The sequence below is a fragment of the Acidobacteriota bacterium genome, assembly GCA_020349885.1.
Lineage (GTDB): Bacteria > Acidobacteriota.
Genome location: CP070701.1, coordinates 1,480,416 through 1,492,671, shown reverse-complemented (window position 1 = coordinate 1,492,671; position 12,256 = coordinate 1,480,416). Strand labels below are relative to the sequence as shown.

General features: G+C 60.6%; 9 protein-coding genes and 1 tRNA gene. 4 read left to right on the top strand and 6 right to left on the bottom strand.

Features of this window, described 5'->3' with window-relative positions; translation table 11 throughout:
* Positions 1-8: 8 nt before the first annotated feature.
* From JSV08_06490 to ybgF, 3 genes are all read right to left on the bottom strand, one after another.
* Complete coding sequence (locus JSV08_06490) at positions 9-692, bottom strand: SH3 domain-containing protein (GenBank protein ID UCF80163.1); 684 nt, start codon at positions 690-692, stop codon at positions 9-11.
* Positions 693-735: 43 nt separating this feature from the next.
* Positions 736-1,389 carry an endonuclease III gene (gene nth / locus JSV08_06485; GenBank protein UCF80162.1) on the bottom strand — a complete coding sequence of 218 codons (654 nt, stop codon included), beginning with the start codon at positions 1,387-1,389 and terminating at the stop codon, positions 736-738.
* A gap of 110 nt (positions 1,390-1,499) precedes the next feature.
* Positions 1,500-2,399, bottom strand: a complete 900-nt coding sequence (ybgF, locus tag JSV08_06480) for a tol-pal system protein YbgF (protein ID UCF80161.1) — start codon at positions 2,397-2,399, stop codon at positions 1,500-1,502.
* A gap of 122 nt (positions 2,400-2,521) precedes the next feature.
* On the opposite strand from ybgF, the gene JSV08_06475 reads away from it, so the two are divergent.
* The 4 genes from JSV08_06475 to JSV08_06460 all read left to right on the top strand — a co-directional run bounded on the left by JSV08_06475 (position 2,522) and on the right by JSV08_06460 (position 8,099).
* Positions 2,522-2,605 (top strand) — tRNA-Tyr (locus JSV08_06475).
* Positions 2,606-2,658: 53 nt separating this feature from the next.
* A complete protein-coding gene (locus JSV08_06470) occupies positions 2,659-5,175 on the top strand; it encodes an AsmA family protein (GenBank protein UCF80160.1) in 2,517 nt (838 codons plus the stop codon).
* Positions 5,176-5,397: 222 nt separating this feature from the next.
* Entirely contained in the window at positions 5,398-6,753 is a 1,356-nt protein-coding gene (gene gabT / locus JSV08_06465) for a 4-aminobutyrate--2-oxoglutarate transaminase (GenBank protein UCF80159.1), read from the top strand.
* Positions 6,754-6,761: 8 nt separating this feature from the next.
* Positions 6,762-8,099, top strand: coding sequence for an aspartate aminotransferase family protein (locus JSV08_06460; protein UCF80158.1), 1,338 nt, complete (start codon positions 6,762-6,764; stop codon positions 8,097-8,099).
* 86 nt (positions 8,100-8,185) lie between these two features.
* Here the strand turns inward: JSV08_06460 and JSV08_06455 are convergent, their stop codons facing one another.
* The 3 genes from JSV08_06455 to JSV08_06445 are packed head-to-tail and all read right to left on the bottom strand — an operon-like array spanning position 8,186 to position 11,929.
* Positions 8,186-8,929 carry a DUF1573 domain-containing protein gene (locus tag JSV08_06455; protein UCF80157.1) on the bottom strand — a complete coding sequence of 248 codons (744 nt, stop codon included), beginning with the start codon at positions 8,927-8,929 and terminating at the stop codon, positions 8,186-8,188.
* Positions 8,930-8,939: 10 nt separating this feature from the next.
* A complete protein-coding gene (locus JSV08_06450) occupies positions 8,940-10,346 on the bottom strand; it encodes an insulinase family protein (GenBank protein ID UCF80156.1) in 1,407 nt (468 codons plus the stop codon).
* Positions 10,343-11,929, bottom strand: a complete 1,587-nt coding sequence (locus JSV08_06445; protein ID UCF80155.1) for an insulinase family protein — start codon at positions 11,927-11,929, stop codon at positions 10,343-10,345. Before JSV08_06445 ends, JSV08_06450 begins: the two co-directional genes overlap by 4 nt.
* Positions 11,930-12,256: the final 327 nt, after the last annotated feature.

The following is a 12,256-nucleotide window of genomic DNA, read 5'->3' as shown; positions in this document are numbered from 1 at the left end:
CGTTTCCATCAATCCCCTGCGATGAAACAAGCCATGAACCATTTGCCGTCTGTTTTACGGAAGTAGGCACGATAGTCGGTCGCACTTCGAAGATATTTCTGGGAAACGAACCCTGCTTTGCCGTCAGGTGTGATAATAAGCATCCACGTGTGACCATCAGCTTTTATTTCCCCCATTACGGAACAAAGAACATACACACGTTTCACAATATCATAAGAAAGGGTATCAATTACGGTGGCAGTTAAACTGGGCTCAAGCCGAACACTGACAGTTTCTCCTACGATGGCCATATATTCGTAAGCGTCGTACTCGTCCGGCCAACGAGCGGAAACGTAAGGTGCTTCGAAGCTTGTTTCGCCCAAGTATTCTCCGAACGCTCCTCCAAGCGTTAAGACCACAAGCAGCTCATTCCACAACTCGCTTTCGGGCTTATCGAGCTTCCACAAACTCTTAAATTCTTCAATCCCGCCATCACCACCAAAACTGTTTTTGATGTCAGGATCGAGTATGCTCAAGATATAGTCTTTATCTCGATTCCTAATTGCTTCCACTATCTTTTTCCTGAATTCCAAAAACGACGCGTCTTGAGAAGCTTCATCCACAGGATAGAGCTTACCTTTCGGTGGGGCAGAATACGTCAGGCAAACCAATAGCGTAAGTCCTATCACCAATTTGCTTGTCCAGCGTTGCATGGCTGTTATCTCCGGAATTTTGGTGTGTTTTTGTTCGAAAAATTCACCTCTCGCTCGACGGGCAGATGTCGTTCAAAACGCACTCGCCGCAGAGGGGCTTCCTCGCCCGGCACACGTGGCGGCCGTGGAGGACGAGCGTGTGGCCGAGCGCCGTCCAGTCCCGGCGCGGAAAAAGCGCCATTAAATCGCGCTCGATCTTTACGGGGTCGTCGTGCTCCGTCAGGGCGAGGCGCCTCGAGAGGCGGTGCACGTGGGTATCCACGACGACGCCCTCGGCCTTGCCGAAAGCGGTGCCAAGGAGGACGTTCGCTGTCTTGCGCGCGACGCCCGGAAGCTCCACAAGCTCGTCCATCGTGTCGGGCACGCGGCCCTCGTGCCTTTCCTGAAGAATTTTCGCGGCGCCCAGAATGTTCTTCGCCTTGTTTCGGTAGAATCCCGTCGAGCGGATGTCCTGCTCAAGCTCTTGGGGCTTCGCCGAGGCGTAGTCCCGGGCCGTCTTGTACTTTCTGAAAAGACCTTTTGTAACCTGGTTGACACGCTCGTCGGTGCACTGCGCCGAAAGCACCGCCGCGACCAGAAGCTCAAGGGGGCTTTTAAAATCGAGCGTGCAGCGGGCGTCCGGCCAGCGCTCTTTCAGACGCTTCCAGATCGTCGCGGCGTGCTGTTTAATATCTTTCGCCCCGGCTTTCGTGGTCATTGCGGCAAGGACGTAGGAAGTAGATTTAATGACCGATTATCGATTACCAATGACCAATTCAGGAATCGGTCATCGGTTACCGGTCATCGATTATTGATCTACGTTCTCACCTACCGTCCCATTCCCAACTCGTCGAGCTTCTGCTTGGCGAGCCTAGCCTCGGGCGCGTGCGGATGGCGCTGGATGAGGCTCTGCAAAACGACGACGCCCTGCCCGATCTGATAGAGCTCCATGTAGGCGTAGCCTTTCTTGAGGAGCACCGCGGGAATCTTGTCACCCTCCGGATATTTCTCAAGCACGCGGTCGAACACCCCGATCGCCTCCTCAAATTGGCGTTGAGCGTAGTGGCACTCGCCTACCCAGTAGAGGGCGTTGTCGGCAAGGTCGTTTTGCGAATCCTGCTTGACGAATTTCTCGAAGCCCATAACGGCGAGGGAGAAATTTCCCTTGGTGTAATCGGCGTAGGCGGCCTGGTAGGCCTGCTCGGGGGACATGGGAGGCGGCACCGGAGGTTCTGCCCCGGCGGTTTCCTTTTGAGGCGACACCTGTTCTTCTTTTTGGGGAGAAGGCGGCTCCCCCGACTCGCTTGTCGCAAGACCCGCCGGCCAGTCCGTCGGTAGGGCCGCTTGAGCAGGTTTTTCCAAGATGGGCGCGGGCGCCGCCGGTGCCGCGGGGCGGTGGCTGCCCGCAAGGGCGAGGCGATAGTTGGCGTCGCTCAGCTTTTCGGAAAGCACGAGGATTTCCGAAGTCACCTCGTCGAGCTTCGCGGCGAGGCGTGCGTTCGACTGCGCCGTGCCGCCGCACCGCTCTTCGAGGAGGGCGAGAATCTGCGCCATCTGCTCCTTCAGCTCGGCCTGCCCTTTCTTGAGCTTCCATACCTCCTCCTGAATGCGCGCGACGTCCTCGCTCGAGGCGGGAATAACCTTTTCTCTTGCGGCCTGGGAAGGCATCGCGCCAAGGAGCGCGAAGCCCAGAAATACGGAAAGCAGCGTTTTCTCACGAAGATGCATCGTCAAAAACCTCCACGGCGTTTTAGGATAGCAGGAAATTGAGAGGAGCGCAAAGGCCGGAAGGAAAAAAACAGCGAGGCGCGGCGTGCCGGGAGGAGGCTGTGATACAATAATGGTTCTGCGGGGAGTTGCCGGAGTGGTCAAACGGAGCAGACTGTAAATCTGCCGCCCAACGGGCTACGGAGGTTCGAACCCTCCACTCCCCACATGTTTGAGCTCCAATGGGAAAAGCCTGCAAAAAGCCGTACTGGAAAAAATCATGAAGCGTAAGGTTCTGATTGGTGTCCTTGTTTTCATAGCGATCGTTCTCGTCGCGCTCGCCCTCATCATCCCCCGCCTCGTTGACCTCGAACAGTACCGCCCCGTAATCGAGCTCAAACTCAAGGAGGTTTTGCGCAAGGATGTGCGCCTCGGAGAGCTCGATTTGCGCATCCTGCCGCGCCCTGCCGTGCGCGTCTACGATGTCGCAATCTACGACGAGCGCCCCGAGGATGCGCTCTTTTCCGTCGAGGCGCTCGACATCGCGCCGCGCCTCCTGCCCCTCCTGAGGAAGCGCGTCGAGGTAAAGAGCGTGAAGGCCCTGCGCCCTCGCGTCACGCTCGACTTCGACCAGGCGGGAAAACTTCTTTTGCTTCGCGACCTCGCACACCTCGTCGAGGAGAAAGACGCCCCGAAGGACGCAGCAGCGAAAGAATTTTTCCTGGGTCGCCTGCGGCTTAAGGACGCCTCTCTTACGCTGCGCAAGCCGAACGGCTTCTGGGGTTTCCCAAGCGAGCTCGGCCTCGACTCGCTCGATTTGACCCTTCGCAACGTCGGCAAGAACCGCCCCGTCGAGGTGGAAATGGAAGGCCGCGTCGTCCCGTACGATTTCACCATCGGCGTGTCCGGGCGAACCGAGCCCAGCGACTTCAGCGACCTTGCGTCGCTTGCCTATCGGGGGCGGGCACGCATCACGGGGCTGCGCCTCGGTCCGTTTGAAGCACTTCTCCGGGAATACGACGTTCCCGTGCAGGACGGAACGCTCGACATGGATACGGACGTATGGAGTCAGGGCCGGGACGACCTCCATCTCGAAGGGAGCGTCGCGGTGCAGGACCTGAAGCCTCAAAACACAAGCCTTCGCGCCCGTTACCGCCTGGGCCTCCAGGAAAAGGCCGTGTCGGTCGAATCGGCCGAGCTTGAAGTGGAGCCGTTCGAGGTGGCCACGCTCGAGCCGCTCCTTGCGAAGCTGGGGCTTCCCAAAATCGAGGGGACGGCGAGCCTCGACGCGGACCTCGACGGAAAGCCCTCGGCGTGGGCGTCGCGGGGCACGGCCTCGTTGACGCTTCGCGCGCCGCGCGCCGTCGAGCTGGCCGTGGATTACGACGCCGCGCTCTCGGACGAGGGCGAGCGCCTCGATATCAAGCACCTTTCAGTGAGCACCAAGGCGGCGGACATCTCCGTCCGCGGAAGCGTCGCGTCGCTTTCCTCGAAGGCTCCGAAGCTCAACCTCGAGCTCTCCGCTAAAAACACGCGCCTCGAAGAAGCGGCCGCGCTCTCCGAGGCGGGCCTCCTGGGCGGTGTCGACTTCTCAAGCCTCAAGGGCCGAGCCGACGCGGAGGTGAAGGCGAGCGGCACGACGAAAAAACCGCTCTTTTCGGGAAAAGCATCCCTCGTGGACTTTTCCGTCCGGACGGACTACCTCGCCGCGCCCATTGCGTTCCCGCGCCTCGAAGCGGCCTTCGAAGGCGAAACCTTTACGCTCGAGCCGGTGCATCTCGCGCTCGGCGAAACGTCATTCGAGGGGCGCGTCGTGCTCGAGGGACTCGACGCACCCGACATTAATTTCGCGCTGCGCTCGCCCGAGCTGGACATCGGAAAATTGTTCGCCCTTCTTCCGGCGGAGGATACTCAGGCCGAGCCCGCGCCTTCCCCCGAGACGCCGTCTCAAACCGAGAGCCCGCTCAAGAAGACAACCCTTCGAGGCACGTTCGAGACGCCGAAGGCGCTCTACGGTGGACTCACGTTCACCGATGTCAAGGCGAGCGTCCGCATGGAGCGCGGCCTGTTCCACGTCGAGCCCCTCTCCCTCGTGCTTTATCAAGGCCGAGCGGACCACTTGTTCGAGATGAATCTGACGAGCGACGTGCTGCCCTTCCGCCTCGCGAGCACGCTCGAGGGCGTTGACATCAAACAGATGGTCGAAAGCGCCACGGAGCACAAGGATCTTCTGAAGGGCAGACTCTTCATGAAGCTCGACGCAAAGGGCGAGGGGTTCGAGGAAGGAGCCATGGGGAAGCGCCTGCGCGGGCAGTCTCACTTCGAGGTCAAGGACGGAGCGCTCACGTCGTTCAGCCTCCTAGAGCAGATTCGGAAAGTGGGAGGCCTCGTCGGCATCAAGGAAGGCATCGATCCCAACACTACCAGGTTTGACGTGATGGACGGAGACTTCAAGATCGGCGGCAGGCGCTTCACGACAGAAAACACCCGGCTCGTCTCGGAGGACCTCGACTCGCGCGTCCGCGGCTCGATGGACTTCGAAGGCAACCTCGACTTCCACGTCACGACGTACCTTTCCAAGGAGCTCACCGCCCAGATCAAGGAATCGGACGCGAAGACGTTCTTCACGAGCGACGACGGCCGGGCCACGATTCCAGCCTACGTGAAGGGCACGATCTACGAGCCCAAAACGACACTCGACATGGAATTCATCCGAAAACGCGTCCAAAAAGAAGTAAAGAAAGAGATTAAGAAAGAGATCAAGAAAAAAATTTTCGGGATTTTCGGAGGGGATTGAAGCCTGCCCGCCCCGACGACCTTGGCGGGCCTGCCCTATGTTGAGGGATGGCCCGCTCCTGGCGGGGCCAGGCAACCGGGAATTGAAAAAAACCCTAAAAAGGCGCTTTTTTTGAGAAACGCCAATAAGTGGCGTAAATAAAGGCATTTTTTTTAGAGACTTTCGGGTATTTTTGGGCTTGACTCTTCACTATGCTCCACGTATACTGGCCTGCGCTTTTGTATGATTAAGCTAAAAACAAAATTGCCGGGGCCCAAGAACCGGGCCATGATGGCTGAGCGGAAAAAGCATGTTCCGCGCGGCGTCGCCCACTGGCTCCCTCCCGTCTTCGTGGCAAAAGCCCACGGTGCCATCGTGGAAGACGTGGACGGGAACCACCTGATGGATTGGACATGCGGCTTCGCCGTCGTCAATCTGGGCCACACGCCCGAGCCGGTCGTCCGCGCGATCCAGAAGCAGGCGGAACGCATCCTGCACCCGGGGTTCTTCGTCACCCCATACGAGCCGTACCTGGAGCTCGCCGAACGCCTATGTAACGCGACGCCGGGCGACTTCCCCAAGAAAGCGATGTTCGCAACCTCGGGCGCCGAGGCCGTCGAGAACGCCGTCAAGATTTGCCGTGCCGCCACGGGCCGGCCCGCCATCGTCTGCTTCAGCCACGCCTACCATGGGCGCACCTACATGGCCATGACCCTGACGGACAAGGCCAAGCCCTTCAAGCGCGGCTTCGCCCCCTTCTGCCCCGAAGTCTACCGCGCGCCCTTCCCCTATCCCTATCGCTGGCCTGGAGGGGGAGAAGAGGGGGCGGATCCTGACGTGGTGGCCGAGGAGTGCTTCCGCCATTTCGAAGACCTCGTCGTGACCAGCATCACCCCGGAGAAGGTGGCGGGCGTCATCATCGAGCCTGTGCTGGGCGAAGGCGGATACGTCCCCGCGCCCAAGAAATTTCTGAAAAAGCTCCAGGCCTTCTGCCGCAAGCACGGCATCGTCTTCGCGGCCGACGAGATTCAGACCGGCTTCGGCCGCACGGGTGCGCTCTTCGCGTGCGAGCCGCTGGAAGCTGAGCCGGACATGATGATCCTATCGAAAGGCCTCGCCAGCGGCATGCCGATTTCCTGCGTTGTCGGCCGGGCGGAGATCATGGACGTGCCGGACGTGGACTGCCTCGGCGGCGGCACGTACGGCGGCAATCCCGTCGCGTGCGCGTCGGCGCTCGCCGTCCTGGATATGCTAGAGGACGGCACGCTCCTCAGGCAGGCGCGGGAGTTCGGAAAAACTCTGGAAAAGAAGCTTCGGTACTTCAAAGATAACTATCCGGTCATCGGCAACGTACGGGGCCTCGGCGCCATGTGGGGAATAGAATTCGTGGAAGACCGCACGACCAAGGAGCCCGACGATGAAGCATGCGAGGAAATGCTCACCGGCTGTTATAAGCGCGGCCTGGTCATCCTGCCCGCCGGAACGTATGACAACCTTGTGCGCCTGGTCCCGCCGATCACGATCGAGCCGAAGCAATTCGAGCAGGGATTCGAAATTGCGGAAACCGTGCTCAAGTCCATCCAAAAATCGAGGAAATAACCGGTTCCATGAGCTCAAAGCACATAAAACTCAAAACCGAGCTTCCGGGGCCGAAGAGCCGCGCCCTGATGGAAAAGCGCAAAAAGTACGTTCCGCGCGGGCTGGGCCAGTACACGAACATCGTCGTGGCGAAGGCCCGCGGAGCGATCCTCGAGGACGTGGACGGCAACCATCTGCTGGATTTCGCCTCCGGCGTAGCCGTCGCCAACGTGGGCCACTGTGCGGAGAAAGTCGTCAAAGCGGTCCAGAGGCAGGCGGCGCGCGCCATGCACACGAATTTCAACATTGCGCCCTACGAGCGAGCCGTGGAGCTCGCCGGGCGCCTGGCCAGCTTAACCCCGGGCTCCTTTACCAAGAGAGCGCTCCTCGTGAATTCCGGCGCCGAAGCCGTCGAGAACACCGTCAAGATCTCGCGCGCCTCGACGAAACGACCCTCGATCCTCTGCTTCGAGCACGCCTTCCACGGGCGCACCTACATGAGCATGACCCTCACGCACAGGGCCAATCCCTTCAAGATGGGCTACAGCCCGTTCTGCACCGACGTCCACCGCGCGCCTTATCCCTACGTCTATCGCTGGCCGGGAAACAAGGATTCCGACGTCGTAGCGGACGAGTGCTTCCAGTTCTTCTCGGACATCGCCGCCAGGACGTCGCCGGGCCAGATCGCGGCCGTCATCATCGAGCCGATGCTCGGCGAGGGCGGCTTCGTCCCCGCGCCCAAGAAATTCCTGCAGAAACTCCAGGCCTTCTGCCGCAAGCACGGCATCGTCTTCGCGGTCGACGAGATCCAAACGGGCTTCGGCCGCACTGGAACGCTCTTCGCCTGCGAGCAGCTCGGCTTGGAGCCGGATATCATGATCTTGTCCAAGGGCATCGGCGGCGGGATGCCGATCGGCGCCGTGGTCGGCCGGGCGAAGGTCATGGACGCGGCGGGCGAGGACGGCATCGAGTGCGGCAGCTACGGCGGCAACGCCGTGTCCAGCGCCGCGGCGCTCGCCACCCTGGACTTGTTCAAGAGCGGCTCGCTCGTCAAGAATGCGCGTAAGATAGGGAAAACGCTCGAACCGCGATTTGCCGCCTGGAAGGAAAAATACAAGTTCATCGGTGACGTGCGGGGAATGGGCTCGATGCAGGCGATGGAGTTCGTGAAAGACCGCAGGAGCAAAGAGCCGGATCCCGAGAAGGTGAATAAGCTCCTCGACTATTGCTACGAGCGCGGCCTCATCGTCATATCGGCGGGAACGTACAACAACGTCGTGCGCCTGCTCACGCCGCTCGTGACGGAGCCGGACCAGCTCGAAGAGGGCCTGGAAATTATGGAATCCGGCCTGCAGGCCATCGCCTAGACCGCCTAAGACACGCCAGCGTCCCCAGCTTTAATCCCGCCTTTCAGGCGGGATTTTTTACGCCGTAACATCCGCCGGTTTCACCTTTAGTTTTGGGGAGGGGAATCGTGCGACGCAATAATCCGTACCTGGATGTCGTAGTTGCGCCATCCTTTGGAGCGCCTCACCGGCACCTGCACATTCGCTTGGACGCGCTCCCCGGGAGGCGGAAGTTTTAGAAGCGTGAGCACGACGGCGTACTCCCGCTCGTTCTTAACGGGCTCAGTGTGCGCATCCACGTAGCTCCGAAGGCCCGGCGTCACGACAACCCGGTCGACGAAGAGCGTTTCGTGAGGGTCGAGGCTCCGGATGTGCACGACCTGCCACTTGGGTGGCGACGGCCCTTCAAAGTAGACGAAGGGCTCTGGGTCGAACTCTATGGGCCCCATCAGGAGCACGCGCAATTCAAGCCGATGCTCGTTTTGACCTTCGGGTTCGTTCGTCTGAACCCGGGCATAGCTTTGGTACGGGCCTTCCTCCCCTTTGAGCCTCAGCGTGACCGTTCCCGTCTCGCCGGGCTTGATCTTCTCCGTAAAGTCAACCACGGTGCAGTCGCATGAGGGAAAAACGCCCTCGATCCGAAGGACGGCGTCCCCCTCGTTGCGCACGGGGAAGGCGTGTTCGACCTCCTGGGTAAGATGCTGGGCGCCGAGGTCCTTGAACGTTTCCTCGAACACCGCCTTGGGGCCACGCTTGCCCTCGACCTGTTGGGGCTTGGCACCTGCCGCAACTCCCGCCGCGGCGGCAAGCACCGCAAGAAAAAGGCCCGTCGACAAACCCCTGCGAAGCATGGGGAAAGAGCTACTCCAGCGAGAGGGTCGTGACCTCGCCCAAGGTGGAGAGGGGCTTGTCGAACTTTGCCTCGTCCCCCACCACGAGGATTACCGTTTTTTCGGGATTCATGTGCCTGCGGGCCATGTCAAGCACCTGCTCCGCCGTAACGGCACGAATTTTTTCGAGATACGTATCCCAGTAATCTTCCGGATAGCCGAAAAAGTGGTTTTCGATGCTTTTCCAAAGAACGTCGCTCGCACCCTCGAATTGAAAGACAAAGCTGTTCACGGTGGAGCGCCGGGCCCGCAGAAGCTCCTCCTCCGTGGGCGGTTCCACGCGGAGGCGCTCGATCTCCACGAGGATGGCTTCGATAGCCTCGACCGTCGTCTCGGGCTTGGTGGAACATCCGACCGAAAACGTTCCCCGGTCGAGTCCGTCCCGGACGCCTCCCCCCACGCTGTAGGCCAGCCCCTTCTCGGAGCGCACCTTCATAAAAAGGCGGGACGACATGCTGGTGCCAAAAATATGATTCATCACTTCGATGCGCCGTATGTCCGGATCATGACGATTAACGCCCAAGTGGCCGATGCGGATGCTCGTCTGCTTCAAATTCGTGCGCGGGATGTAATATACGCGGCGTGCAAGGCGGTCTTCCACTTTCGGAAGCTCCGGGAGCACGGCTTCGCGCGGCTCCCAGTCTCCGAACGCTTCCTCCAGCTTTTGAAGCATCGCTTCGGGCTTGAAATCCCCGTAGGCGCCAAGAAGGATGTTTTCGGGAACGAAGACGCGCCGGTGAAAATCCCTTAAATCCTTTTGCGAAATGCGCTCGAGGGACTCTTCGGTTTCGTAGCGCGCCCAGGGGCTTTGCTTTCCGTAAACGAGCTCGCCGAATTTGTGCGACGCGACGACCCGCGGATAATCCCAGCGGCGCCAGACCCAGTCGAGCATCTTTCCTTTTTCCACCTTGACGGGCCCGGTGCGGAACGCGGGATTGCGCAACACGTCGGCGGCGACCGAAAGGGCCCACTCGAAATCCTTCTTGAGCGCCTCCACGCCGACCCACAGCATCTCTTCTTCCATGTCAACGGAGAGTTTTACGGCGCGTTGCTCGAGCTCCTCGTCGAGCACCTCCGGTTTCCACCGCTTGGTGCCGCCCGCACGCATGGATTTGGCTGCGAGTTCCGCCAGCCCCTCCTTGCCCGGAAGGTCGTAGACGCTTCCCGCCCGCACAAAGGCCTGCACCGAAACGATGGGGATCTCGTGGTTCTCCACGAGGAAGACGAGCATGCCGTTCGAGAGCGAAGCCCGCTCGGCCTTGCGGGGCTCAAAGACCTCGTCGGGGTATTCGAGAGTCGAGGGGTGGAGCTGCGCCCACGCCGCGCCTCCGGCGAGCCCCGCCGCGACTAAGAGTAAAAAAAAGGATTGGCGTTTCATGGTGCGTCTGTTTCCCTCGCAGGCTCCGCTGGGTAAAGCCATCCAAAGCCAAGTGCGGAAGGTACAGAAGGTGCGGAAAATACAGAAGCCCTCATCCTCTCTGCGCCTTCTGCACCTTTGACCGCTCTTCTCACCCGCACCGCGACCGTGCGGTTCGATTCCGTCAAGTACGCCTTCGCCGCGCGCTGAACGTCTTCCGCCGTCACGCTCCCCACCTTGTCAACGTAGGTCAGCATGTTGCGCCACGAGCCCGTGAGAAGCTCGTACTCCGTCATGGAAAAGGCGAGCCAGAAGTTCGAGCCGAGGCGCCGCACCGCGTTGGCCTGAAGATTGTTGCGGACGCGCTCGAGCTCGCGCTTCGTGAGCGGCTCGCGCTCGAGGCGCTCGAACTCGCGGTAGAGAATCCGCTCGACCTCTTCGGTCGTGTGCGGCGCAATGGGGTCGGCACTAAGCATAAAAAGGTGCGGATAGCGCTCGCCGGGACCGAACCATGCGTCGACGTCGGACGCCACACCTTCCTTAACAAGCGCCTTTTCGAGGCGCGAGGCGCGTCCCTCCGTAAGCGCGTAGGAAAGCGCCCGCAGCGCGTAGAAGTCCTCGTCCGGCCACGTCGGCACGTGGTAGGCCACCATCAGCCCCGGCTCGGCGTCGAACTCCAGCCTGACGCGCCGCTCCCCCTTCTGCTCCGGCTCCACGGTGCGTACCGGCGGCGGATCGGGCGCCTTGGGAATGTCGGAGAAATATTTCTGGGCGAGCTCTGCGGCGTGGGCGGGGTCCACGTCGCCCACGAGCGCCACGACACTGTTCTGGGGCACGTAGTGTTCGGCGAAGAATTTTTCCGCGTCGCCGACGGTGACGGTCTTCAGGTCCGACATGTAGCCCACCGTCTCGATTCGGTAAGGATGCACCGTGAACGCGGCATGGATCAGCGCCTCGTAGAGCGCACCCCCGGGGCTCGTCTCGATCCTCATGCGGCGCTCCTCGGCCACCACGTCGCGCTCCTTGTAAAACTCGCGCATCACGGGGTGCTTGAAGCGCTCCGACTCCATGAGCATCCAAAGCTCGAGGCGCGACGAGGGAAGCGCCACGAAATACGTGGTGAGGTCCGCGCCGGTGGTGGCGTTCAGGAAGGTGCCGCCGTTTTCGTCGTACACGGTGTCGAACTCGCCGGGAACAATCAGAGTCTGATGCTTTTCCTCCAGCGCCTCGAGTTCCTCCCTCAAAGCCTTGACCGTCTCCTCGTCGCCTTCCACCACGGCGCGCGAGAGGGCTTCGCCCACGCGCTCGATCTCGTCGAGCACCGCGCGCTCCTTCTCCCACGCGCGCGTCCCAATCGCCGTCGTGCCCTTGAAGACCATGTGCTCGAACAAGTGCGCGAGGCCCGTGATGCCCGGCACCTCGTCCACGCTTCCCACCTTGAAGCGCACCAGGCCCACGAACACCGGCGACTCGTGCCTCTCCACGATGAGGAAACGGAAGCCGTTCGGGAGCGTGAACTCGCTGACCTTTTCTTCAAGGCTCTGGCCCAGAAGCGGCGCGGCCAAAAAAAAGGCCAGCGTTCCGGCGAGCGTCCGGCCATGCATGGTAGGGAAAGTTTATCAGAGACTGGCTTTTTCCGCAAACGCGGGCTCCAGCACCGGGCGAAGGAAGCTTGAGGAAAGGGGGGGTGCAAGCGAGAACGAGGGGGCTTGCCTGTTGCACCCCCCCGCCGGCATTCAGGATTTTTTTGCTTTTTTTCTTGACAAACCGGAATTGACCATATATCCTTGGGGTCGAATGTGGTCAAAAGTGGACTAAAACACACCCGCTTCGAGTGGACCTTGACCCCATTCCCCTTTTGGGAAGGCCGAGTGCCCCCCGAGAGAGGCAGGCCGAAGCTAGGGCGAGCCGTTCCGCTTCAGCGGTATGGG

Bases quoted from the DNA above. Each gene is read 5' to 3' on its own strand.
- JSV08_06490 (UCF80163.1), bottom strand. From the start codon at position 692: ATGCAACGCTGGACAAGCAAATTGGTGATAGGACTTACGCTATTGGTT.
- nth (UCF80162.1), bottom strand. From the start codon at position 1,389: ATGACCACGAAAGCCGGGGCGAAAGATATTAAACAGCACGCCGCGACG.
- ybgF (UCF80161.1), bottom strand. From the start codon at position 2,399: ATGCATCTTCGTGAGAAAACGCTGCTTTCCGTATTTCTGGGCTTCGCG.
- JSV08_06470 (UCF80160.1), top strand. From the start codon at position 2,659: ATGAAGCGTAAGGTTCTGATTGGTGTCCTTGTTTTCATAGCGATCGTT.
- gabT (UCF80159.1), top strand. From the start codon at position 5,398: ATGATTAAGCTAAAAACAAAATTGCCGGGGCCCAAGAACCGGGCCATG.
- JSV08_06460 (UCF80158.1), top strand. From the start codon at position 6,762: ATGAGCTCAAAGCACATAAAACTCAAAACCGAGCTTCCGGGGCCGAAG.
- JSV08_06455 (UCF80157.1), bottom strand. From the start codon at position 8,929: ATGCTTCGCAGGGGTTTGTCGACGGGCCTTTTTCTTGCGGTGCTTGCC.
- JSV08_06450 (UCF80156.1), bottom strand. From the start codon at position 10,346: ATGAAACGCCAATCCTTTTTTTTACTCTTAGTCGCGGCGGGGCTCGCC.
- JSV08_06445 (UCF80155.1), bottom strand. From the start codon at position 11,929: ATGCATGGCCGGACGCTCGCCGGAACGCTGGCCTTTTTTTTGGCCGCG.